Consider the following 22,410-nt stretch of genomic DNA (forward strand, 5'->3'; position numbering starts at 1 on the left):
AGCGAGGTGAAGACACCGCCTGCCTGGAAGCGTTCGCCCGCTAATCCTCGCAAAGCTCGAGCGACCTGCCGTCATCTCCAGGGTAGTTGTCCAAAGCTGCGAGATCGCGCGCCGGCGAAATCAATTGGCGGGCACGGTCACGACCGGCGCGGGCGAGCGCACGCCGACGTCCGAGATCGAGAAAAGCAACATGACGCCCGAGAACATGGTTTTCGAGCGGATGTCGGTGTCAGCGATCCAGAACCAGCGACCCTTATAGGCGACGGCGGCGTAGGCGTCGGGCGGCGGTGTCGTCCCGCTCAAGATATTCAAGAGCGGTGGCCGTTCGCTGCCGGACGGCGAGACGCTTCCAGCGCCGGGTGAGGCCTTGCCGCCGGCGATGTCGGCTTCCGGTACCTGCGCCAGCACCCCCAGCTCGACCATGACCTGCAGCATCGAGCGGGTCGTCATTGCGATCTCGTCGCCCTTGCCGGACCAGCCGCCGTAGCGGACCTGATGGCTCCGGCCGCTACCCGCAAGATGCAGGATGCGTCTCATTTCCGCGATTTTCGCGGCGACCTCGGGAGCCACGTTGGTCGGCGGAAACCCGATGATCGAGACCTCTGCATTGTCCTTCGAGCGTTCGATCCGGATCTGCAGCGCGTTGGCGCGCTGCAGTTCGAACAGGAGTTGGGCGAGGCGGCCGAACTCCGGGTCGCCGGGTCGGGTCATACCCGCGCGTTTTGATTCATTGGTTACGCCGTTGATCGAATCGACAGCGACCGGCATGACGACCGTAGCCGGATAGCCGGATTGGAGGAGAAAGAGAACCGCGACCGGCGGGATCGGCCTCATCAGCGTCTTGATGAAATCGTTCCCCGTCAGCGGCGCATAGATGACCGTAGGGCGATCGATATAGGTTGCGCCAACGCCTGCGCTGCCGGCGATGGCGGGTGGCCCTCCGACAGATGTCGTTATGAAATTCTGGGCGGCGAAGCCTGCCGTTGCGGTCGTCTGGATCTGATAGCCAGCAATGACCTGGGCGATTTCCATGAAGATCGGGAAGTCGCCGTAGCGCAGCTTGATGATATTGAGCAACGTTTGCTGCTTCCATGAATCGCCGATGGCCGCGCCGTAATCGCCCCGGTCGCGCGGCACCGTGGCTGGCCCGATGCTGCTGCAGGCGCAAACCGTGGACGCCATTGCAGCCGCGACAAAGCGTGGCACCAGCCGTAAGGCGATCATCGGCATTCCTTCGCTATCGGTCCTCCTCGATATGAACCTCGATCCTGCCGGCGCTGACGGCAGCCTTCAGCGCCGCGTGGTCGCGTTCGGCCTGGTCTGCATAGGCGATCGCGAAATCGCCCATCGCTTCGTCGAACGCGTCGCTGGTGCCGAGATAGCCGCTGATCAGCCACGGATGGCCCGTCCTCCCGTGCGCCCGGGCCAGCGCCCAGCCGCAGGCCTTGCCGTAGATTGCCAGCATGGTGCGGTCGAACGTCTCGACCAGCGGCTTGATCTTGGCGTCGCGCAGCTGGCGCACATACATCTGGCGGCCTTCCCGGGCGGTCACCCAGCCAAGGAAGATATCGGACGAAGACTGCATGAGACGCTGGCCTATCACGACCCGTTGGCCGGAATGTTCGTAGACGCTCTTGCCGGCATGGGGCTCGAGCACGGAAGGCACTGCCTGCTTGAACTGAAGGAACAGCGGCTGGTTCGACGACGACATGAACAAGCCGATTGCGCAGTACCTCCCGACGCTGCCGATTCCCACCACCTTGATGGCCACGTCGACCAGTCGGTATCGGTCGAGCAGGGCACGCCGGTCGTCGGGCAGGGTTTCGCGATAGTCGGCAAGTGCCTTGTCCACGAAGGCCCTGAAGCCCTCCTCGCGCTGCACGTCCATGTGGAATATAAGCGGCGGCTGATCCTTGATGAGAATCTGGCCCCCGACCATTTCGGCCAGTTTCGGGTAGTCCGCGTCGGAGGCCCTGTCGTCCTTTGCCTTCTCGACCCGCCGAAGCACACGCTTCTTCACGTCATCGTCGTCGATCAGGCCCATGAAATCCTCCAGGCCGATCTTTGCGTACCAGGCCTCGAGCGGGCTCATCTCCGAGACGTCACGCAACCGTTCACGATAGCTGCGGGCAGCGGCTATGGCTGCATCCCGGCCTGCCGAGTCCGACAAGCCGTTGGACCGTGCGGCCAGCACGAACGAGGCGACCAGCCGCTTGACGTCCCACTCCCATGGCGCAGGCAGCGTTTCGTCGAAGTCGTTGATGTCGAAAACGATGTTGCGTTCGGGCGTGGCAAAGCCGCCGAAATTGAGCAGGTGGCAGTCGCCGCAGGCCTGGACCTGGATTCCCGTCGCAGGCCCCATGGCGAGGTCGGCCGCCATGATATTTGCCGCTCCCCGGAAAAACGTGAAAGGCGTCTGCAGCATCCGGCCGTAGCGGATGGGAATCAGCTCGGGCATCCGGCCGGCATCCGAGGACTGAAGCAACGCGAGCGGGTCGGCGCGATCCTTGTGCCGCTTCCAGACGCCTTGGCTCGCGCGCGGAACGGTATCGCGAAGCCGCTTGCCGGCGGCGACGAGATCATCTGCCGGCACCGAGTGTACGGGACGCTTGGTTTCAGGCACATCCGCCCGAGCAGGCAGCTTTGCAATGACGTTCAAGGAATCCTCCGACGTGCCGCAGGCGCGCATATCACCATTCTTGTGAACGAAAGATTACGGCCGGCAACCAGGTCCGCCCTTGATCTAAGTCAACAAGGGTTCGGAAAGACATCTCCGTCCTGCGATAACCGGGACTTGGAGATGTTACCGTGTCGGTGGAGCAGCGGGGTGCTGCGCCGCCACATGATGGAAATTGGCAAACAGGATGTAGGCGCTGATCAGCAGCGCCCAGACTGGAAATACGATGAAGCTCCAGCCCACCCATTGGCTGCAGAAAAGGAGGAACGTCGCCATTGCGAGGCCAGGGGCCGCCATCCATCGCGCGATGAAGGCAGTGCGGATCGCGAGAGTGGAGGTGATCATCATGAAGACGGCCGCCATCTTGATCGCATAGACATTGACGATGGTGTAGGCGAAGGCACGTGCCAGCGCGAATGCGGTCGAATTGATCACGGTCTCCGGCCGCGCGGCATGGACGGCAACGATGGCGCCGAACACCGCGGCCGCGACGAACATCATGGCGAGGAACAGGAGCGCGCTGCCCAGGAACACCGTCGCGAACAGCCGGTCCTCTGCATCCGCAAGCCGGTCGCGAACCACGCCGACGAACCAAAGGAAGGCGACGCCCGCGAAGGGCATCAGGTTGATGGCAAGCACGACCCGCTCGAGACTCGTCGACAGCCACGCGCCCTGGTCGAGCGCGTCCCTCGGCACCGACGACTGGAATAGCAACAGGATTGCGATCAACAGCCCCGAGAACAGAATGCCGGCGATGGCGGCAGCCCGGGGTGTGCGGAGCCTGCTTCCGGTCAGAGGGATGATCTGGTCCACGAGGCCTGCTATTCGGCAAAGGCGGCAAGGCCTGCCGCAGCGTTGACCATGGACTGCTGGCTTGCCTTGATGAGTCCCGCTCCCGGCCGATCGATATCCTGGATCAGGAGCACCATGGCGGCGACGAGGATGGCTGCGACGTAGACCGGCAGCCGCATACGTCTGGACTCGATCCCGCTTGCATAGCCCGCGAATCCGATGCCGATGATGGCGACGCCATACAGGGCCATCACGACGATCGTCGGCAGGCGGTTGCCCACGGCCGCAAGTCGTTTCTCCTGATCGTCGATCATCTCGTTGAGCGACTGCAGGAACAGCCCGGTTGGCACCATCGCGTTGTCCTTCGCCGTCACGGCTATCGTCTGCTGCCACAGCGTCTCCTGGATCGCGTTCGATCGGGCGACGGTGTCGCCAAGGTGCTGCTCGGCAGACGGGAGCCGCATGAGGTCGATCCTCAGTTGCACGTAGTCGCGCAATAGCTTCAGGATTTCGTTCTTGTGCGGCACCGGCAGCAGGCGGGCGCGCAGCGCCGCGGTGCCGATCGCTGTCGCTTTATCACTACGGCATCGCGCCGCGCCTCGTAGCGCTGCACGGCCATCGAAAAGGTGAAGCCGATCATCAGTGCCAGCAGCCCGAGGATTGCTCCTTCCAGCGTCGACACTCCGACGGCACCCCTTCGCGCGGCACGCCCGCCGAGCCGGCGGCCCACCTCGGCTGCGGCGAGGACGAGTGCGATGCTGACCGGAAAGATCGCTCCCAAAGGATAGTCGTTGACGTCGAGCATCTCGATTGCCGCCTGTGGCCGCCGTGCTCGCGAATATTATCGGCCTGTGGGTTAGGGCATTGATGCACATCAAGATGCCGGCAGGGGAAGCTGTCCGGGAATCGCGATGAGACGGCGCCACGTCCGCTTTTGGCACTCTTGCAAGCTTGTTCATGAGTTCGGAGCCTGATTTCCATCGGTTGCCGCGGCAGCGCCGCCCCGGCAAACTGGTCGATGACGCAGCGCAGGGGGAGTTTCATGACGGCAACCCATCCGCTCAAGATAGCCAAGCTCGACGATGCCTCGCGGGTCGAGTTCGGGCCGCTCGCCTACTATCACCCGCTGGTGGCGGACGGCGACACGCCGGTGCGGACCGGCATCCAGACCTCGGCGCCGGGCTATGTCGCGCCGATGCACTGGCATCCCTACACCGAGCTGCTGTTCATCATCGAGGGCGAGGCCGACGTCTGGCTGCAGGGCGAGGAGGACGCGCCCAGGCGGCTGAAGGCCGGCGACTGCGTGGCGCTGCCGCCCGACATCCCGCACAGCTTCCGCACGGCCGGCGACAAGACCATGCGGCTGCTCGGCATCCACGCCAACCCGACGCGCGTGTCGACCTACTTCGATCGCAAGACCGACGCCAACGGCTATCCGATCGTCGAGGCCGCGCCGCCGGCGGCGGACTGAACCTCCGCTCAGGGCTGGCGCACGAAGCGGAACAGCACCTTGTCGGTCGTGTAATAGCGCAGCTGGTCGACGATCTTGGGAAAGTAGGCACTGCCGATCGTCACCTGCATGAAGGCGTCGAGCGCCAGTGGCCGGACCGAGACGGTAAAGCCTGCGCCGGCGAAGGCCTTCGAGACATCCTCGAGCGAATGATCGTAGAGCGGGATCGACGAGGTCTCGGCGATGAGCTTGCGCCAGCGCGGCCACACGCTGGAGTCCGTGTGGCAACCCATCGCCGCGACATAGGAGGCGCCCGGCTGCAGCGCGGCCTTGACGTCGCGCGCATGGGCGGCGAGGTCGGGCAGCAGGTAGATCACCTCGTGGCTGAAGGCATAATCGAAGACGCGCCCGACGCTGGCGGCGGTGTCGGCAACCTTGTACTCGATCGGGCGGTGGCCCTTCAGCAGCTCGGCGCGCGCCACCGATTCGCGGGCGATGTCGATGCCGACGGCGCTCTTGAACGAATGACTGTCATAGAGCAGACGCAGGAAGCCGCCCTGATTGCAGCCGTAGTCGAGCACCGTGGAGGTGCTGATGTCATGCGGTAGCGAAACCTCCGCCATGCGCCGCCAGATGGGCGCATGGACGGCGCCCATCGCTTCTTCGTCAGCGGGGTTGCGGTTCCAGGTGGCGATCGTCGACGGTCTTGAAAGGGGGCGGGCCATCGCTTGCTCCGGTCGGGAAGGCAAGCTTACCACGGCTGCGCCGGCGTTTCGGCCCCCAGGGTTTGATCAGCAGCGGGCCCGCGATCATCGCGCCGAACAGGATGATGCCGGCGGCGATGGCGGCGAACACGCCATCGATGCCAAAGCCCAGACGTTCGATGGCGAACCAGCCGCCCGCCGTCGCCACGATCATGCGGGCGATGCCGGCGAAGAATGGCGCCTTCATCCGCCCCGCGCCCTGGCTGGCGAAGCTCAGCGTCATGCCGAGGCCGAACAGGCAATAGAACGGCGCGACATGCGTGATGTAGGAAACCGTGGCCGCGATCACCTGCGGATCGCTGCTGAACAGGCGCGACCAGCCTTCGGCGAACAGCGCCACGATCCAGCCGAAGGCACCGATCATCCCGAAGGCGACGCCGCCGCCGATCCAGGCGACCCGCACGGCGCGCTTCCAGTCGCCGGCGCCGGCAGCCACGCCGACCAGCGTCGTCAGGCCCGAGCCGATGCCGAAGGCGAGCGGCACCAGCATGAACTCAAGCCGCACGCCGATGCCGTAGCCCGCCAGCGCGGTGACGCCGAAGCGCGCGACCAGGCCAGTGACCAGCATGGCGGTGAGGTTGGCGGTCAACGCCGAGAAGGAGGCGATCAGCCCGACCTTGAGGATCTCCCAGAACAGCCTCGTGCGCAGGGGAATGCCGGTCAGCGCCGGTACGAAGCCCAACTTGCCGCGCCACAAGGCGCGCGCCTGGAGGAGTGCGGCGCACGCCATCGTCGCCACGGAGGAGAGGGCGGGTCCGGCCATGCCGAGGCCCTGCCAGTCGCCGATGCCCAGCGCCAGAACGCCGCTGAGCGGGATCTGCAGCAGCGAGAAGATCAGCATATAGCGGCCGGGTGTCGCGGCATCGCCGCCGCCGCGCAGCAGTGCGGCCAGGAAGAAGTTGGCCCATATCGCGATCGAGCCCGTGAACAGCACGTGGCTGTAAGTCTCGGCATTGGCTAGGGCGGCCCCATGCCCGCCCAGCAGCTGGAACAGCGTCGGGGCAATCGTCCAGGCGAGCAGGGTGAAGAGCAGGGCGAATCCCAGACCCAGCACCAGCGCGTGCAGCACCAGGGCGCGTGCGTCCTCGATCCGCTTGCCGCCCAGCGCACGCGCCATGGCCGCTGCCACCCCGCCGCCCATGCCGCCGGCGGCCATCATCTGCATCAGCATCATGAACGGGAACACGAGCGCGAAGCCCGCCAATGCCTCAGTGCCCAGCCGGCCGAAGAAGAAGGTCTCGGCGATCGCCACGAAGGTTTGGACCACCATGACCGCGGTGGTCGGGCCGGCCAGCCGCCACAGACTACGGCCGATCGGGGCGGTGAGCAGGGGATGGGTCACGGGCGGCCCTCCAGGATTGCGTGCATATGCACAGTCATATCAGGGCGCGCCCACCTGTCACCTGACAAAACCGGCGCGTCGCATTAGCTTCCCGCCATGACCGACAAAGACCGCCCTCTCGCAAAACCCACTGTCCAGGTGGAAAATGAACGCGTCATCGTCACCGAATGGCGCTTCCCGCCGGGCGGCCACACTGGCTGGCACAGGCACAACCACGACTACGTCGTGGTACCGATTACGACCGGCGAATTGCAGATCTATGACGGCAAGGCGACGGTGCCGGCGCCCTTGCGTGCCGGCGTCTCCTACGCCCGGCAGACGGGCGTCGAGCACGATGTGATCAACCCCAATTCGTTTGAATTCGTATTCGTCGAGATCGAGATCAAGGCGCAGAGTTGATCCTGGTTGGGCGCGACCCTGCTGCGCAGGCGGCCTGCATTGACTTGACGGGTCCCAAGGCTCATATGACGCTTCGTCAGCGGTCCGGCTCAGGCTCGAGCCCCCTCCTTTACGGGACTTTGGGACCGCCCCCGGGAGCCCATCGGATGTGGGCTAAGTAACGGACCTTAAATGGATTTTGAGAGTTTGGGGCTGAGTGCCCCCGTACTGCAGGCGGTTAGCGAGAAGGGCTACACGACGCCCACCCCCATCCAGGAAAAAGCCATCCCGATCGTCCTGATGGGCAGAGACGTCCTCGGATGCGCCCAGACGGGCACCGGCAAGACCGCCTCGTTCGTCCTCCCGATGATCGACATCCTGGCCGAAGGTCGGGGCAAGATGCGCATGCCGCGCTCGCTCATCCTGGAGCCGACGCGTGAACTGGCCGCCCAGGTGGCCGAGAACTTCGACATCTACGGCAAGTACAACAAGCTCAGCATGGCGCTGCTGATCGGCGGCGTGAGCTTCGACGACCAGGAGCGCGCGCTCGAGAAGGGCGTCGACGTTCTGATCGCCACGCCCGGCCGCCTGCTCGACCACTTCGAGCGCGGCAAGGTGCTGCTGAACGACGTCAAGGTGCTGGTGATCGACGAAGCCGACCGCATGCTCGACATGGGCTTCATCCCGGACGTCGAGCGGATCGTCGGCTACCTGCCGAAGCTGCGCCAGACGCTGTTCTTCTCCGCCACCATGCCGCCCGAGATCAAGCGGCTGGCCGACCGCTTCCTGCAGAACCCCAAGGAAGTCACGGTGTCGCCGCCGGCCTCGGCCGGCACCAACATCGTGCAGGGCATCGTGGTCGTGCCGGAGGAGGAGAAGCGCGAGGCGCTGCGCCGGCTGATCAAGGAGCAGGACATCAAGAACGCCATCGTGTTCTGCAATCGCAAGCGCGACGTGGCGATCCTTCAGACCTCGCTCAAGAAGCACGGCTTCAATGCCGGCGCCCTGCACGGCGACATGAGCCAGCCGGCCCGCATGGAGACGCTCGAGAAGTTCAAGGCGGGCGAGATACAGATCCTCGTCGCGTCCGACGTTGCCGCCCGCGGCCTCGACATCGTCGACATGAGCCACGTCTTCAACTTCGACGTACCGTTCTCGCCCGAGGATTACGTCCATCGCATCGGCCGCACCGGCCGCGCCGGCAAGACCGGTCATTCCTTCACTCTGGCGTCGCCCGACGAAGGCAGCCTGGTCGAGGCGATCGAGAAGCTGATCGGCACGGAGATCCCGCGCATCGTGGTACCCGGCATGGAGACAATCGCCTTCGAGCCGTCCGACGGACGCCGCCGCGGCCGTGGCCGTGGCGGACGCAGCGGTGGCCGCAGCGCCGGCGCGCCGGAGCGTTCGCGCGGTCCGCGCCGCGAGCAGCGCGAACCCAAGGCCGAGCGTGCCCCGCACGCCGAGAAGCCGGTCGAGCAGCAAGCCGAGGCAGCCCCTGTCGTGCGCGAACCTCGTCCCGAGCGGGCGCACCGCGAGCGCCGCCCCGAGCGCGAGCGTGTTCGCGAAGCCGCCCCGCCCCGCGAGCCGCAGCATCGCGAACCGCGGGAACCGCGCCGCGAGCCCCGGTCCGAACAGCGGGCCGAGCGTCCGCCGCGTCAGCAGGAACGACCCCATGACCGCCGCCGCGATCGCGACGACGGCGCCGCACCGATGGGGCTTGGCGATCACGTCCCGGCCTTCCTCGCCCGGTCGTTCCGCTAGGCCGATCGTTCGAGCTGACCGTGCAGACCATCTTCGTCATGGTGAAGTGCGAGCTCGGCAAGGCCTACGACGTCGCCGAGGAGGCCCTGTCGGTCGAGCACGTGTCGGAGGTCTACTCGACCTCCGGCCAATACGACCTTCTGATGAAGTGCTATCTCGACGAGAAGATCGATATCGGCCACTTCGTCACCAGCCAGATCCAGACACTGCCCGACGTGAAGGACACCTTCACCATCATCACCTTCAAGGCGTTCTCCTGACGTTGAGTCGGGCCGGCTGCAGGACGATAATCTCCCAATGGAACGTATTGTCCGCCTACATATCGAGAAGCTGCCCGAGGGAGTCTATCTCGGCACTAGCGACGACGTACCAGGGTTGGTTGCCCAGGGCCGCACGATCACGGAAACGCTCGAGATCGCCCGTGACATCGCGCGCAAGCTGATCGAGGCGCAAGGCGACGACCCGGACGCTGTGGCGCTCCCGGAAGCGGGCGACACGCTGGACTACCCCCTGGTTGTCGCCGCCGAGTAGAGCGGCGGTGGGCAGGCTCTCCGGATTCCGCTATCGCGAGATCGTTGCCCGCCTTCGCCGACTGGGCTTCGAATTCAGGCAGCAGGCTGCTGGAAGCCATGAAATCTGGGGCAATCCTCTGACCGGCAAATTCACCACAATCCCCAATCATCCCGGCGACATGCCGGAGGGAACCCTGCGGGCCATCCTGCGCCAAGCCGGCGTTGATCCGGAACGGTTTCTCGAGCTTTGACCGTGAAAAGCCAGGCGGTACTCGCCATCTGGGTCGACATCGATCCGTCCGACGATGCGCTGTTCGAGTACTGGCACAGCCGCGAGCATATGCAGGAACGCGTGGGATGCCCCGGCTGGCTGCGTGGCAGCCGCTTCAAGGGAATCGAGACGCCGGGCCGCTACCTCCTGCTCTATGACGCCGAGACGGCGGCTACTTTCGAGAGCGACATCTACTACACGCGGCTGCGCAGCCCGACGCCGATGAGCCGCGCGATCTTCCCGAAGTTCCGCGACACCTGGCGCACGGTCTGCAACGTCGAGCAGCGCTGGGGCGACGGCATCGGCGCCGCCGCGCTGACCTTGCGCATGGCGGCGGCCAACACGGCACCCTTCGACAAGCTCGCTGCGCCAGAAACCGCGCGGGTCGACCTGCTCGCCGGCCAGTCGGGCATCGGCCAGGCGCACACCACGGAGAAGGACTTGCGGGCCAACACCGATCGTCAGATCGAGCGCGCCTTGGTGGCGTTCTTTTGGTCGGTGCCGGCCGCAATCGCGGCGCGCGATCGTCACGCCCCCGAGGGCGAGGTTTTCGCGCTTCGCCACACGGTGTCGAAGGCCGATCTCGAGCACGCTCAGTAGGGCGTACCGTCCTTGCGCGTGTAGACCCATTTGCCATCGGGTGCCTGCGACGCCTTGATGTCGTCGGCGGGGTAGAAGCCCTCGTCGCCCGGCGTGCGGTCGCCGACTTCCAGATAGAGAACGTCGCGGTCGGTGCGGTTGACGAGCTGGTGCGCGCGTTGGCCGGCCGGGAAACCGGCACACATGCCGGGCGCGAGCGCGACTTCGCCGGCGTCGGTCACCAGCGTCGGCTCGCCCTGCACGATGTAGATGAACTCGTCCTGCCTGCTGTGGCGGTGGAGCAGCGAGGACTCGCCCCCGGGAGCCAGCCGCGTGAGATTGACGCCGAAATTCCTCAGCCCGAAGGCGTCGCCCAGTGAGCGTTTCTCGCGCCTGCTCATGCGCGAGAAGAAGGGTTCGGGATAGCCCGAGGACCGTGCCCTCGGCGCGACCGATGTCGCGTCAAGGGCCAGCGGCGGGACAGGGTCGCCGCGGTCGGTCACGTCAGCCGGCGATCAGTTGATCAGGCCGTAGAACTTGCCGGCGTTGGTGCAGGTGATCATGCGTGTCACCTCGGGCGAGACCTCGGCGAACTGCTCCTTGATGTACTTGTCGGAGTTCGGCCACACGCCGTCGCCGTGCGGGTAGTCGGAGCCCCACATCAGGCTCTCCGCGCCCATGTCGTCGATCAGCTTGGCGCCGATGCGGTCGTACTGGAAGGTCGCCTTGCACTGGCGGCGCCAGTAGTCCGACGGCTTCATCTTGAGGCCGAGGTCGGTGAAGCGGTCTTCCCATTCGAAGTCCATGCGGTCGAGCGCATACGGGATCCAGCCGCAGCCCGATTCGCCGAAGGCGATGCGGACGTGCGGATAGCGCTCGAGCACGTTGGCCGCGATGATGGCGGCGAGGATGTTCACCAGGTTCATCTGGAAGCCGGAGACGACGGTGAAGAACACCGACCGGCCGACCCGGCCACCATGCTTCTCGATGGTGTTGGGCGGCAGGGTCGGGAAGGTGTGGAAGTGCAGCGGCAGCTGCACGTCGTTGACCGCCTTCCACAGCGGCTCCCACATCGGGTGCCACATCGGCTCCATGTCCCAGGAGCAGGAGAGCTCGAGGCCGCGGATGCCCATCTTGGCGACGCGATAGATCTCCTTCACCGCGGCGTCGATGTCGCCGTAGGGCAGGCAGGCAAGGCCGATGTGCCGGTCGGGATAGTGGCTGCAGAAGTCCTTCAGCCAGTCGTTGTAGATGCGCAGCATCTCGTTCGACGCTTCCTTGTCGTTGAGCCGGCTCGAGGCGCCCAGGATGCCGTAGATCACTTCGGCGTCGACGCCGTCGCGGTCGAGATCCTTGATGCGCAGGTGCGGATCGGAGACGCGGCGGATGTCCTTGGCACCATCGTCGTACAGGCCGGTCTCGGCCATCACGTCGACGCGATGGTGCTTGCCTTTCTGATACTTGCTGCCGGCCGGGCCGACGCCATTCTTGAAGCCGAACGAAGCGCCGTTGTTGGCGGTCCACTTCGGCCCTTCGTCGGTGTCGATGACGAACGGCATGCGGTCCTTCATGTCGCGCGGCGCCATCGACGTGAACAGGTCGGGCGGCATCCAGGGCATGTCGAGATGGCAATCAGCCGAAATGCGATTGTATTTCATGGCGTCGCTCCCTTGGTTGCTGAATTGTGCGCGCTTGCGGGCGGTTCGGGCAAGCGTCAGGTTGCGACTGTCAAGAGGAGTTCTGCAGGGGGGAATGGCGCGCTCTGCCGTGGGACGCTCAGCCGAAATCCAGGCTGGCGATCGCGCGCCGGACGATTTGCGGATCCATGCGCCAGTCCATCGTCATCGCCTCGCGGCGATCCTGGGTCGAGGGCGATCCGAATATGTAGTGGACCGCCACGCCCCGGCTGATCAGCGACTCGATCCGGGAATGGAAGTTCCCGGATCCGAGCACGATCATGCGAACGCCCGGGTTGGAGAATACGGCGTTGTAGAGACCGCTCCCCACGGGCCCGGCAACCCACTCGGCGGAAGCGAAGAGCGCGACCTGGGCTTCGACCGTCATTCTTTCTGGATGGATGACCTCGAAGCCGCGCGACGAGAAGACGGCCTCGATCTCGTCTTCGCCGAGCATCCTGCGTTGTTCGGCAAATCGGCGGGAGACATAGAGCCGCCGGCCTGTTCGAGGGTTCGGCGCGTAGAAGCCTCTGATCCTTTCGTAGATCGGCCACACTTCGGCGGCGATCGTCGTATTCAGCAGGAACGCCTGGGACGGAACGATCAGGTTGTCGCAATGGAAGGGCTGGTCGCCCAGGATCTCCGTATTCCTGATCGTGGCGCCAAAGGGCGCCAGCAGGGGTCTCGCGAAGCCGGTGGTCGTTTCCGGCGCGATGATGCATTCGACGAAGGGCGAGACCTCTTCGAAGCCCCACAGGCGGCTCATGGATTCGAGCAGGACGTGGCCGTAGCCCATGTGCTTTCCCGCGGCATGGAAAGCATTCGCGAGGCGCTTGGGCTTCCGCGCCTTGACCAGCCGATCAATCCGTTCGCGAAGAACCCTGTGCTCCCGGTCGACCTCGATGGGCGCCGGCGCGTCACGCAGCGAGCCGAGCGGGGGAGGCTTGCGGAGGGAATCGAAGATCGGCTTGCCGGTCCGCAGGTTGACGATCAACTGACGGGGATAGACGAGCGCCCGCTCGATCTTGATCAGGCGCAGCTCCAGCGGGGCAACTCTTGGCGTGACCTTCAGCCGTGCCTTGCCGGCCAGCACCGTGGGCGGGGGCGGACGCGGCACGGACGTGCCCAGCCGCCGGTAAATCCGGTCACCAGGGCCGAAGACGTCACCCAGGGCCTGGACCTGTGTGTAGCCATCGTACTCCTCGTAGGTGTCGCCCTTCGGCTCTGACACCACGGGCGGCAGGGGCTCTCGATGCTGCATGCGATGTCACAATGGCGATGTTTTCGGATGCCTGCCACCTATGGGACATCGGTCGGGGGCGTGGACATGGCTGGGGCGGGCTATCCAGGGACTTGGCGCGATTGGGCCTACCCCAGGCCACGTGCTATCGTAAAAGCTCTCTCGGACTGACGGATGGCCAAACTCAACCTACTGGCGCAACCAGCGCTGATTGATCTGTGCCGGCGATGGCAAATCATGGAGCTTGCCGTCTTTGGCTGTGTTGCGCGTGGATCGAACCGTGAGGACAGCGATCTGGACCTGCTGGTCACGTTTGCTCCCGATGCGCCGTGGGACGCACTGGATATCGTCGAACTACGAGCGGAGCTTGCTGGCTTTTTCGGACAATCGGTCGATCTGGTTGAAGAGAAAGCAATCCGAAACCCGTACCGAAGGGCGTCAATCCTTCGGGACAAGTCGGTTCTATATGCCGCCTGAGGATCGGAACAAGGCATCGATCTATGACATGCTCGATGCCGTGCAAGGCGATTACGCCCGGCATTGGCACGTGATCCAGCACGAGTTGCCGAGATTGATCGAAGAGCTGGAGAAAATCGACCTCTGACTGTCGTGTGAGGAGAGCTGTTGCCATGTCTGCGGATAATACCGCTCGGCTCGAAGGAGAGTTCGACTACATCATCGTGGGCGCGGGCTCGGCGGGCTGCGTGCTGGCCAACCGGCTGTCTGCCGATCCGAAAACGCGCGTGCTATTGCTCGAGGCGGGCGGGCGCGACAACTGGATCTGGTTCCACATTCCCGTCGGATACCTGTACGCGATGGGCAATCCGCGCGCCGACTGGATGTTCCAGACCGAGAAGGAGCCGGGGCTGAACGGCCGGGCGCTCAACTATCCGCGCGGCAAGGTGATCGGCGGCTGCTCGGCCATCAACGGCATGATCTCGATGCGCGGCCAGTCGGCCGACTACGACCACTGGCGCCAGCTCGGCCTCACCGGCTGGGGCTGGGACGACGTGCTGCCGGTCTTCAAGCGGCTCGACGGCCACTTCCTCGGCGACACCGAGCATCACGGCGGCAGCGGGGAATGGCGGGTCGAGCAGCCGAGGGTGCGCTGGGACGTGCTCGACGCGGTGATTGCGGCGGCCAACGAGATGGGCATTCCGCGGACAGCGGACTTCAACACTGGCGACAACAACGGCGTCGGCTATTTCCATGTGAACCAGAAGCGCGGGCTGCGCATGTCCACCGCGCGCGCTTTCCTGAAGCCGGTGCTCAACCGGCCGAACCTGCGTCTGGAAACCGGCGTGCTGGTCGAGAAGGTCCTGGTCGAGGGCCGGCGCGCCGTCGGCGTGCAGTTCCGGCAGGACGGGCGGCTCGTCGGAGCGCGTGCGCGCGGCGAGATCGTGCTGTCGGCGGGCGCGGTCGGTTCGCCGCAGATCCTGCAGCTTTCGGGCATCGGCCCGGCCGACTGGCTGGCCGACCTCGGCATCGGCGTGGTGAAGGACACCCCAGGCGTGGGGCGCAATCTGCAGGATCACCTGCAGCAGCGCGCGATCTTCAAGGTCTCGGGCGTGAAGACCCTCAACACCACCTACCACTCGCTGGTTCGGCGCGCGCTGATGGGCATGGAATATGCCTTGATGCAGAAGGGGCCGCTCACCATGGCGCCCTCGCAGCTCGGGATCTTCACCATGTCGTCGTCTGAACATGAACGGGCCAATATCGAGTTTCACGTCCAGCCGCTGTCGCTCGACAAGTTCGGCGAGCCGCTGCATCGCTTCCCGGCCATCACGGTCAGCGCCTGCAATTTGCGCCCGACCTCACGCGGCACGATCCGGCTGCGCTCGGCCGATCCCTCGGCCAAGCCGATGATCGCGCCCAACTATCTGTCGACGCCGGAGGACCGGCGCGTGGCGGCCGACGCGATCCGCGTCACCCGCCGGCTGATGAAGCAGCCGGCACTGCAGCCCTACCATCCAGAAGAATATCTGCCCGGCCCGTCCGTCGGCGACGACGATGCCTCGCTGGCCAAGGCGGCCGGCGACATCGGCACCACGATCTTCCACCCGATCGGCACGGCGAAGATGGGCCTGCCGTCCGACCCGATGGCGGTGGTCGACGAGCGGTTGCGGGTCATGGGACTCGAGGGCTTGCGCGTGGTCGACGCGTCGGTGATGCCGAGCATCACCTCCGGCAACACCAATACACCGACGATCATGATCGCCGACAAGGCGGCTCAGATGATGATCGAGGATTCCAGGCGCGTAACGTCCAGTCGGAGAGTGGCATGATGATCAGCAAGGTACGGATGCTCCTGGCGGCGATCGCGGTGTCGATGGCGGTGCCGGCGGCGGCGCAGACGACGCTACGCGTGGTGGCCCATTCGGACCTCAAGATCCTCGATCCGATCTGGACCACGGCCTTCATCGTCCGCAATCACGGCTACATGATCTACGACACGCTGTTCGCGCTCGACGACAAGCTGCAGATAAAGCCGCAGATGGTCGATCGCTGGACGGTATCGGACGACAAGCTGACCTGGACCTTTACCCTGCGCGACGGGCTCGAGTTCCATGACGGGCAGCCGGTCACGGCCGAGGACGTGATCCCTTCGCTCAAGCGCTGGGCGGTGCGCGATTCGCTGGGCCAGATCCTGTGGACCAAGGTCGCCGATCTGAAGGCGCTCGATCCCAAGACGTTCCAGCTCGTGCTGAAGGAGCCGACCGGGATCGTGCTGCAGGCGCTGTCCAAGCCGTCGGGAAATCCCTTCATCATGCCCAAGCGGGTCGCCGAGACGCCGGCCAGCGAGCAGATCAAGGAATTCGTCGGCTCCGGCCCGTTCATCTTCAAGCGCGACGAGTGGAAGCCGGGTGACAAGACGGTCTACGTCAAGAACCCGAAGTACCAGCCGCGCGCCGAGCCGGCCGGCGGGCTTGCCGGCGGCAAGGTGGCCAAGGTCGACCGGGTCGAATGGATCGCCATGCCGGACCAGCAGACGGCAGTGAATGCGCTGGCAGCGGGCGAGATCGACATCATCGAGGCGCCGCAGCACGACCTCTATCCGATCCTCAAGAAGGACCGGAACATCTCGATGATCACCACCAACAAGTGGGGCAACCAGTACATCTTCCGCTTCAACCAGCTGCACAAGCCGTTCGACAATCCGAAGGTCCGGCAGGCGATGCTCTATGCGCTCAATCAGAAGGACTTCCTCGACGCGGTGATCGGCGATCCCGAGTACTACAAGGTCTGCAAGGCGATGTTCATGTGCGGCGGGCCGTACGAGACGACCGCAGGATTCGCCGACAAGTACGAGAGCGACTTCGACAAGGCCAAGGCCCTCCTGAAGGAGGGCGGCTATGACGGCACGCCGGTCGTGCTGATGCATTCGACCGACCTCTATGTGCTGACCAACATGGCGCCGGTTGCCAAGTCGCTGATGGAAAAGGCCGGCATGAAGGTCGACATGCAGTCGATGGACTGGCAGACGCTGGTCAGCCGCCGCGCCAAGCGCGAGCCGCCGGCGCAGGGCGGCTGGAACCTGCTGATCACCTCGACCAGCGGCGCCGACGCGCTCGATCCCCTGACCTACAGCTTCATCGGCGCGACCTGCGACAAGGCCTGGTTCGGCTGGCCGTGCGATGCCGAGATCACCAAGCTGCGCGACGCCTTCACCAACGAGACCGACGAGGGCAAGCGCAAGGAGATCGTGGAAAAGATCCAGCTCCGCGCCGCCGAGAACCCGACCCACGCCTTCCTCGGCCAGTACAACAACGCCATGGCGGTGCGGAAAAATATCAGCGGCAGCGTCGTGTCGCCGGTGCCGGTGTTCTGGAATATCGAGAAGAAATAGCGGAGGATGCCACCCAATCCGCCGTCAAAGAGGCGGAGCATCAGGGAGGCAAGGGATGGGCAAGGGTAGGCTGGGATTGCTTGTGGCGTGCGTGCTGGGGGTTGCCAGCGCGGGAACCGCAAGCGCACAGACGACGTTCCGGGTCGTCAATCACTCGGATCTCAAGATCCTCGATCCGATCTGGACCACTGCGTACATCGTGCGCAACCACGCCTACATGATCTACGACACGTTGTTCGCGCTGGACGGCAACCTCGAGGTCAAGCCGCAGATGGTCGACAAGTGGACGACCTCCGACGACAAGCTGACCTGGACCTTCACCTTGCGCGACGGGCTCGAGTTCCACGATGGAACGCCGGTCACGTCCGAGGACGTGGTCCCCTCGCTCAAGCGCTGGGCGGTGCGCACGCCGATGGGCCAGCTGCTGTGGACGAAGGTCGCCGACGTGAAGGCTGTCGACCCCAGGACCTTCCAGATCCAGCTGAAGGCCCCGACCGGCATCATGCTGTCGGCGCTGGGTCAGCCCTCGGGCGCTGCCTTCATCATGCCGAAGAAGGTTGCCGAGACCGACCCGTTCAAGCAGATCGACGACTACACCGGCTCCGGGCCGTTCATCTTCGTGAAGAACGAATGGAAGCCCGGCGACAAGACGGTCTACGTCAAGAATCCCAAGTACAAGCCGCGGCCGGAGCCGGCCTCGGGCCTGGCTGGCGGCAAGATCGCCAAGCTCGACCGGGTCGAATGGGTCGCGATTCCCGAGCAGCAGACCGCGACGAGCGCCCTGATGAAGGGCGAGATCGACATGATCGAGACGCCGCAGCACGACCTGCTCAAGATGATGGAGGCCGACCCGGGCGTGAAGCTGGTCAACCTGAACAAGTGGGGCAATCAGTACATCTTCCGCTTCAACCATCTCTTCAAGCCGTTCGACAATCCCAAGGTGCGCCAGGCGCTGCTCTACGCCTTCAACCAGAAGGACTTTCTCGACGGCGTGATCGGCGACGAGCGCTACTACAAGGTGTGCAAGGCGATGTTCATGTGCGACACGCCCTTTGCCAGCACCAGGGGCTTCGAGGACAAGCTGGAGAGCAACTTCGCCAAGGCGCGCGAGCTGCTGAAGGAAGGCGGCTACGACGGCACGCCGGTCCTGCTGATGCACTCCTCCGACCTGCAGATCCTCGCCAACCTGGCGCCGGTGGCAAAGCAGCTGATGGAGCGGGCCGGCATGAAGGTCGACATGCAGTCGATGGACTGGTCGACGCTGGTTTCCCGGCGCTCGCGCAAGGACCCGCCGGACAAGGGCGGCTGGAACGCCTTCCTGACCTCGTCGGCCTCGGTCGACATCGTCGACCCGCTGGTGAACACCTACATCAATGCGGTAGGCGAGAACGCCTGGTTCGGCTGGCCGACCGATCCGGAGCTGGTGAAGATGCGCGCCGCCTTCGCCGACGAGCCCGATACCGCCAAGCGCAAGGCCATCGTCGAGGCCATTCAGCTGCGCGTCGCGGAAAGCCCGACCCACATCTTCGCCGGCCAGTGGGTGGTGCCGGCGGCGGTGCGCAAGAACATCAGCGGCAACCTCGAATCGCCGGTCACGATCTTCTGGAACGTCGAGAAGAAGTAGCCAGCTGCGGCGGCGTACAAACCTCGTCGTCCCGACCGGAGCGAAGCGAAGTGGAGGGACCTCCTCAGGCAACTTCTGCCGGGATGAGCAGGTCCTCGGCTCTGCTTCGCTCAAGGCACATGTGAATGTGCCGACTCGGGACGACGGGAAACGGCTCACATGCGAATGCGCCGCGCCTACGCGGCGCTGGCGTCGCGCCGGTCGAGGAAGCGGTACCAGGTGACGAACGCCTGGAAGTAGAGCTTGTTCAGCCCGTGGAATGGCAGCGGGCTCACCTTGCCGGGCGGCAGCGGTAACGCCATCGGATCGCCCGACGCGATATAGGCCGCAATCGCGCGTCCCAGCGCAGATTGCAACGCTACGCCGCGTCCCATGCAGCCGATGTCGATCAGCAGGCCGGGCGCGGGCTCGTGCAGATGGGGCAGGTGATCGCGCGTCAGCGCCACGCGGCCGCCCCAGCGGAAATCGATGCCCGCGCCTTTCAGCTGCGGGAACATCTTTTCCATCATCGTCTCGATGTGCGACCAGTCTTCCGCCTGCCTGGGCTCGCGCATCGTGCCGCGGCCGCCCAGCAGGAACCGGCCGGTATGGTCGAGCCGATAGTAAAGCCCGATGCGGCGCGAATCGGACGTCGACTGTCCGCCCGGCAGGATCGATTTGCGGACATTATCCGAGAGAGGCTTGGTCGCGACCTGGAAGGAGTTGGCGGCGATGATGGTCTGGCGCAGATGCGGCCAGAGATCGCCGGTATAGCCGTTGGTTGCCAGGACGACGCGATCGGCCGTCACGGTGGCGCCCTGCGACGTGCGCACGCTCCACTTGCCGCCCTCGCGCTCGAGGCCGGTCGCAGGCGTGTTGCCATGGACCGCCGCGCCCGCCGCGAGGGCGGCCTTGGCCAGACCGCGCGCGTAGGCCAGCGGTTGCACCACGCCGCCACGGCGATCGATCCAGGAAGCGACATACTGGCCGTGGCCGACATGCTGCGCGGTCCCGATCCGGTCGAGCACCTGGACCGGCGCGCCACGCTTCTGCCATTGCGCCGCGCGCGATTCGATCGGCCCGACCGCGGCAGTCGAAACGGCGCTCTGGATCCAGCCGTTGCGCGTGTTGGGCACGTCCATCCCGTGCTTGTCGATCAGCTCCCACACGACGTCAGCGGTGCGGCCGACGAAGTCGACGAGCCGTGGACCGCGCTCCTTGCCGAACATGGCTTCGAGCTCGTCCGGATCGAACTTCAGGCCGGGGATGACCTGCCCGCCGTTGCGGCCCGAGCCGCCGAAGCCCGGCTCCTTCGCCTCCAGCACCACGGCCTTGATGCCGCGTTCGGCGAGGTGGAGCGCCGTCGAGAGGCCGGCATAGCCGGCGCCCACGATGCAGACGTCGGCCGCGACCGGCTCGCGCAGGGGCGGCGTCGGCACCGCTGCCGGTGCGGTCGCTGCCCACAGCGACGGTTCAAGCGGGAAGGGCTCGGCCATGGGGTCAGCGCGCGTTGAAGTTGAACTCGGCGCCCGAGCGGATGCCGGTCGGCCAGCGCGCGGTCACGGTCTTGAGCTTGGTGTAGAAGCGCACGCCCTCCATGCCGTAGATGCCGTGGTCGCCGAACACCGAGGCCTTCCAGCCGCCGAAGCTGTGATAGGCGACCGGCACCGGGATCGGCACGTTGATCCCGACCATGCCGATCTTGACGTTGCTGGCGAAGGCGCGGGCGGCGTCACCGTCGCGGGTGAAGATCGCCGTGCCGTTGCCGTAGGCATGGTCGTTCACCAGCTTGACCGCCTCGTCGAAGGTCTTGCTGCGCACGACCGAGAGCACCGGCCCGAAGATCTCGTCCTTGTAGATCGTCATCTCGGGCTTCACCTCGTCGAACAGGCAGCCGCCCATGAAGTTGCCGTTCTCGTAGCCCTGCAGCTTCAGCCCGCGGCCGTCGACGACGAGCTTGGCGCCTTCCTTCACGCCCTGGTCGACATAGCCCATCACCTTGTCGCGGTGCTGGCGCGTCACCAGCGGTCCCATCTCCGATTGCGGGTCGAGGCCCGGCCCGACCTTGAGCGCCTGGACGCGCGGGGCAAGCTTTTCGATCAGCCTGTCGCCGACACCGCCCACCGCGACCGCGACTGAAATCGCCATGCAACGCTCGCCGGCCGCGCCGTAGGCCGCGCCCATCAGCGCGTCGGCCGTCTGGTCGAGGTCGGCGTCGGGCATCACCACCATGTGGTTCTTGGCGCCGCACAGCGCCTGCACGCGCTTATTCATCTGCGTGCCGGTGTGATAGACATACTCGCCGATCGCCGTCGATCCCACGAAGGAGATCGCCGGCACGTCGGGATGCTTCAGCAGCGCATCGACCGCAACCTTGTCGCCGTTGATCACCTGGAAGATGCCCGGAGGCGCGCCCGCTTCGGTATAGAGTTCCGCGAGCAGCATCGGTGCGCTCGGGTCCTTCTCCGACGGCTTCAGGATGAAGGCATTGCCGGTCGCCACGGCCATCGCACCCATCCAGCACGGAATCATGATCGGGAAGTTGAACGGCGTGATGCCCGCCACCACGCCGAGCGGCTGGCGGATCGACCAGGTGTCCATGTCGGACGCGACCTGCTCGGTGAAGTCGCCCTTCATGTGATGGGCGATGCCGCAGGCGAACTCGACGACCTCGAGCCCGCGCCCGACCTCGCCTTTCGCGTCGTCGAAGGTCTTGCCGTGCTCGAGCGAGAGATGGCGCGCGAGATCGTCCATGCGCTTCTCGATCAAGCCCTTGAGGTTGAACATGACACGCTGGCGCCGGAGCGGCGGCGTCGCCGCCCAGGCGAGCTGCGCCTTCTTTGCGACCTGAACCGCTTGATCGACTTCCTGCACCGAAGCGAAGGCGACCTTGGCGGTCACTTCGCCTGTCGCCGGGTTGGTGATGTCCCCCGTGCGCCCGCTGTTGCCCGCGACCGGCTTGTTGCCGATGTAATGCCCTATGCTGGCTGCCATCATTTCCTCCGATAAATCACCATTCTAACACTGCATGCCAGAACCTCAGAAGAGCCGGCTCTGCACCATATCGGTTGCCGCTGGCATGCGTCGGGCGACGGCGACCAGCCGCACCGCAATTGGATGGGCGCGGAATGGACTTTGACATCAGCCAGAGGGGGAAAGACCGTGCGAGAGCATGCCACCGGACAGATTGCGCGCCTTCAGCCCGTTCCGGGTCAGTATCCGCGTTGCATAGTATGCGCGCTGGCTGGAGCGGCAGATGACGTGAATGTCCCGGTCGCGCGGCAGTTCGTCGAGACGTGAGCGGAGCTGTCCCAGCGGAATATTGATGGCGCCTGGACTCTTCTCGACGGCAAGCTCGACGGGCTCTCGAACGTCGAGCTGGGGCGCGCAGAACACAGCTCCGCCAGGCGAGCGATGCCACACCGACGGAGAGGTGCTGGCGTGCGCTTCATCGAGGGGGTCGGTTCCGAAAGATGGCCATCCGCGGGGTGCCCCATCGTTCACGAAGTGAGGAC

At 65.3% G+C, this 22,410-nt stretch carries 24 protein-coding genes; 11 read left to right on the forward strand and 13 right to left on the reverse strand.

Annotated elements, in window-relative coordinates; translation table 11 throughout:
• Positions 1 to 120 precede the first annotated feature (120 nt).
• From ACQY8M_RS13735 to ACQY8M_RS13755, 5 genes are all read right to left on the reverse strand, one after another.
• On the reverse strand, positions 121 to 1,230 hold the full coding sequence (locus tag ACQY8M_RS13735) for a hypothetical protein (RefSeq protein WP_428672856.1): 1,110 nt from the start codon (positions 1,228 to 1,230) through the stop codon (positions 121 to 123).
• 7 nt (positions 1,231 to 1,237) lie between these two features.
• Positions 1,238 to 2,659: a DUF2252 domain-containing protein gene (locus tag ACQY8M_RS13740; protein ID WP_428672858.1), complete on the reverse strand. Its 1,422-nt coding sequence runs from the start codon at positions 2,657 to 2,659 to the stop codon at positions 1,238 to 1,240.
• Positions 2,660 to 2,803: 144 nt separating this feature from the next.
• Entirely contained in the window at positions 2,804 to 3,490 is a 687-nt protein-coding gene (locus tag ACQY8M_RS13745) for a hypothetical protein (RefSeq protein WP_428672860.1), read from the reverse strand.
• An 8-nt stretch (positions 3,491 to 3,498) separates the two neighbouring features.
• Positions 3,499 to 3,966: a hypothetical protein gene (locus tag ACQY8M_RS13750; RefSeq protein WP_428672862.1), complete on the reverse strand. Its 468-nt coding sequence runs from the start codon at positions 3,964 to 3,966 to the stop codon at positions 3,499 to 3,501.
• Between the two features lie 5 nt (positions 3,967 to 3,971).
• Positions 3,972 to 4,274, reverse strand: coding sequence for a hypothetical protein (locus tag ACQY8M_RS13755; RefSeq protein WP_428672864.1), 303 nt, complete (start codon positions 4,272 to 4,274; stop codon positions 3,972 to 3,974).
• Positions 4,275 to 4,511: 237 nt separating this feature from the next.
• Here ACQY8M_RS13755 and ACQY8M_RS13760 point away from each other — a divergent pair, with 237 nt between their 5' ends.
• Entirely contained in the window at positions 4,512 to 4,940 is a 429-nt protein-coding gene (locus ACQY8M_RS13760; RefSeq protein WP_428672866.1) for a cupin domain-containing protein, read from the forward strand.
• 8 nt (positions 4,941 to 4,948) lie between these two features.
• Here the strand turns inward: ACQY8M_RS13760 and ACQY8M_RS13765 are convergent, their stop codons facing one another.
• Both ACQY8M_RS13765 and ACQY8M_RS13770 read right to left on the reverse strand, forming a co-directional pair.
• Entirely contained in the window at positions 4,949 to 5,644 is a 696-nt protein-coding gene (locus tag ACQY8M_RS13765) for a class I SAM-dependent methyltransferase (RefSeq protein WP_428672868.1), read from the reverse strand.
• Positions 5,586 to 7,025, reverse strand: a complete 1,440-nt coding sequence (locus ACQY8M_RS13770) for an MATE family efflux transporter (RefSeq protein ID WP_428672870.1) — start codon at positions 7,023 to 7,025, stop codon at positions 5,586 to 5,588. The genes ACQY8M_RS13765 and ACQY8M_RS13770 overlap by 59 nt, the downstream gene beginning before the upstream one ends.
• 96 nt (positions 7,026 to 7,121) lie before the next feature.
• On the opposite strand from ACQY8M_RS13770, the gene ACQY8M_RS13775 reads away from it, so the two are divergent.
• From ACQY8M_RS13775 to ACQY8M_RS13800, 6 genes are all read left to right on the forward strand, one after another.
• On the forward strand, positions 7,122 to 7,424 hold the full coding sequence (locus ACQY8M_RS13775; protein ID WP_428672872.1) for a cupin domain-containing protein: 303 nt from the start codon (positions 7,122 to 7,124) through the stop codon (positions 7,422 to 7,424).
• Between the two features lie 171 nt (positions 7,425 to 7,595).
• Positions 7,596 to 9,164, forward strand: coding sequence for a DEAD/DEAH box helicase (locus tag ACQY8M_RS13780; protein ID WP_428672874.1), 1,569 nt, complete (start codon positions 7,596 to 7,598; stop codon positions 9,162 to 9,164).
• Positions 9,165 to 9,184: 20 nt separating this feature from the next.
• On the forward strand, positions 9,185 to 9,424 hold the full coding sequence (locus ACQY8M_RS13785; protein ID WP_428672876.1) for an Lrp/AsnC family transcriptional regulator: 240 nt from the start codon (positions 9,185 to 9,187) through the stop codon (positions 9,422 to 9,424).
• 37 nt (positions 9,425 to 9,461) lie between these two features.
• Positions 9,462 to 9,695: a type II toxin-antitoxin system HicB family antitoxin gene (locus ACQY8M_RS13790; protein ID WP_428672878.1), complete on the forward strand. Its 234-nt coding sequence runs from the start codon at positions 9,462 to 9,464 to the stop codon at positions 9,693 to 9,695.
• Positions 9,696 to 9,702: 7 nt separating this feature from the next.
• On the forward strand, positions 9,703 to 9,927 hold the full coding sequence (locus tag ACQY8M_RS13795; protein ID WP_428672880.1) for a type II toxin-antitoxin system HicA family toxin: 225 nt from the start codon (positions 9,703 to 9,705) through the stop codon (positions 9,925 to 9,927).
• A gap of 2 nt (positions 9,928 to 9,929) precedes the next feature.
• Positions 9,930 to 10,547: a hypothetical protein gene (locus ACQY8M_RS13800; RefSeq protein ID WP_428672882.1), complete on the forward strand. Its 618-nt coding sequence runs from the start codon at positions 9,930 to 9,932 to the stop codon at positions 10,545 to 10,547.
• Here ACQY8M_RS13800 and ACQY8M_RS13805 read toward each other — a convergent pair.
• The 3 genes from ACQY8M_RS13805 to ACQY8M_RS13815 form a co-directional block, all read right to left on the reverse strand.
• The gene (locus ACQY8M_RS13805; protein ID WP_428672884.1) at positions 10,541 to 11,029 is read right to left on the reverse strand and encodes a cupin domain-containing protein; all 489 of its coding nucleotides are present in this window, start codon (positions 11,027 to 11,029) and stop codon (positions 10,541 to 10,543) included. The two genes, ACQY8M_RS13800 and ACQY8M_RS13805, sit on opposite strands and share 7 nt — an antisense overlap.
• 12 nt (positions 11,030 to 11,041) lie before the next feature.
• Positions 11,042 to 12,184, reverse strand: a complete 1,143-nt coding sequence (locus ACQY8M_RS13810) for an amidohydrolase family protein (protein WP_428672886.1) — start codon at positions 12,182 to 12,184, stop codon at positions 11,042 to 11,044.
• A 118-nt stretch (positions 12,185 to 12,302) separates the two neighbouring features.
• On the reverse strand, positions 12,303 to 13,436 hold the full coding sequence (locus ACQY8M_RS13815) for a glycosyltransferase family 61 protein (protein WP_428672888.1): 1,134 nt from the start codon (positions 13,434 to 13,436) through the stop codon (positions 12,303 to 12,305).
• Positions 13,437 to 13,616: 180 nt separating this feature from the next.
• On the opposite strand from ACQY8M_RS13815, the gene ACQY8M_RS13820 reads away from it, so the two are divergent.
• The 4 genes from ACQY8M_RS13820 to ACQY8M_RS13835 all read left to right on the forward strand — a co-directional run bounded on the left by ACQY8M_RS13820 (position 13,617) and on the right by ACQY8M_RS13835 (position 18,916).
• The gene (locus ACQY8M_RS13820; protein ID WP_428672890.1) at positions 13,617 to 13,919 is read left to right on the forward strand and encodes a nucleotidyltransferase family protein; all 303 of its coding nucleotides are present in this window, start codon (positions 13,617 to 13,619) and stop codon (positions 13,917 to 13,919) included.
• Between the two features lie 152 nt (positions 13,920 to 14,071).
• Positions 14,072 to 15,730, forward strand: coding sequence for a GMC family oxidoreductase (locus ACQY8M_RS13825; RefSeq protein WP_428672892.1), 1,659 nt, complete (start codon positions 14,072 to 14,074; stop codon positions 15,728 to 15,730).
• Positions 15,727 to 17,292 carry an ABC transporter substrate-binding protein gene (locus ACQY8M_RS13830; RefSeq protein ID WP_428672894.1) on the forward strand — a complete coding sequence of 522 codons (1,566 nt, stop codon included), beginning with the start codon at positions 15,727 to 15,729 and terminating at the stop codon, positions 17,290 to 17,292. The genes ACQY8M_RS13825 and ACQY8M_RS13830 overlap by 4 nt, the downstream gene beginning before the upstream one ends.
• A 55-nt stretch (positions 17,293 to 17,347) precedes the next feature.
• A complete protein-coding gene (locus tag ACQY8M_RS13835; RefSeq protein ID WP_428672896.1) occupies positions 17,348 to 18,916 on the forward strand; it encodes an ABC transporter substrate-binding protein in 1,569 nt (522 codons plus the stop codon).
• 176 nt (positions 18,917 to 19,092) lie between these two features.
• Here ACQY8M_RS13835 and ACQY8M_RS13840 read toward each other — a convergent pair whose 3' ends face one another.
• From ACQY8M_RS13840 to ACQY8M_RS13850, 3 genes are all read right to left on the reverse strand, one after another.
• Positions 19,093 to 20,391, reverse strand: a complete 1,299-nt coding sequence (locus tag ACQY8M_RS13840) for an NAD(P)/FAD-dependent oxidoreductase (RefSeq protein ID WP_428672898.1) — start codon at positions 20,389 to 20,391, stop codon at positions 19,093 to 19,095.
• 4 nt (positions 20,392 to 20,395) lie between these two features.
• Positions 20,396 to 21,889, reverse strand: a complete 1,494-nt coding sequence (locus tag ACQY8M_RS13845; protein ID WP_428672900.1) for a CoA-acylating methylmalonate-semialdehyde dehydrogenase — start codon at positions 21,887 to 21,889, stop codon at positions 20,396 to 20,398.
• A gap of 147 nt (positions 21,890 to 22,036) precedes the next feature.
• Positions 22,037 to 22,399 carry a rhodanese-like domain-containing protein gene (locus ACQY8M_RS13850; protein ID WP_428672904.1) on the reverse strand — a complete coding sequence of 121 codons (363 nt, stop codon included), beginning with the start codon at positions 22,397 to 22,399 and terminating at the stop codon, positions 22,037 to 22,039.
• Positions 22,400 to 22,410 lie beyond the last annotated feature (11 nt).

The organism is Reyranella sp., assembly GCF_965279465.1.
Classification (GTDB): Bacteria; Pseudomonadota; Alphaproteobacteria; order Reyranellales; family Reyranellaceae; genus Reyranella.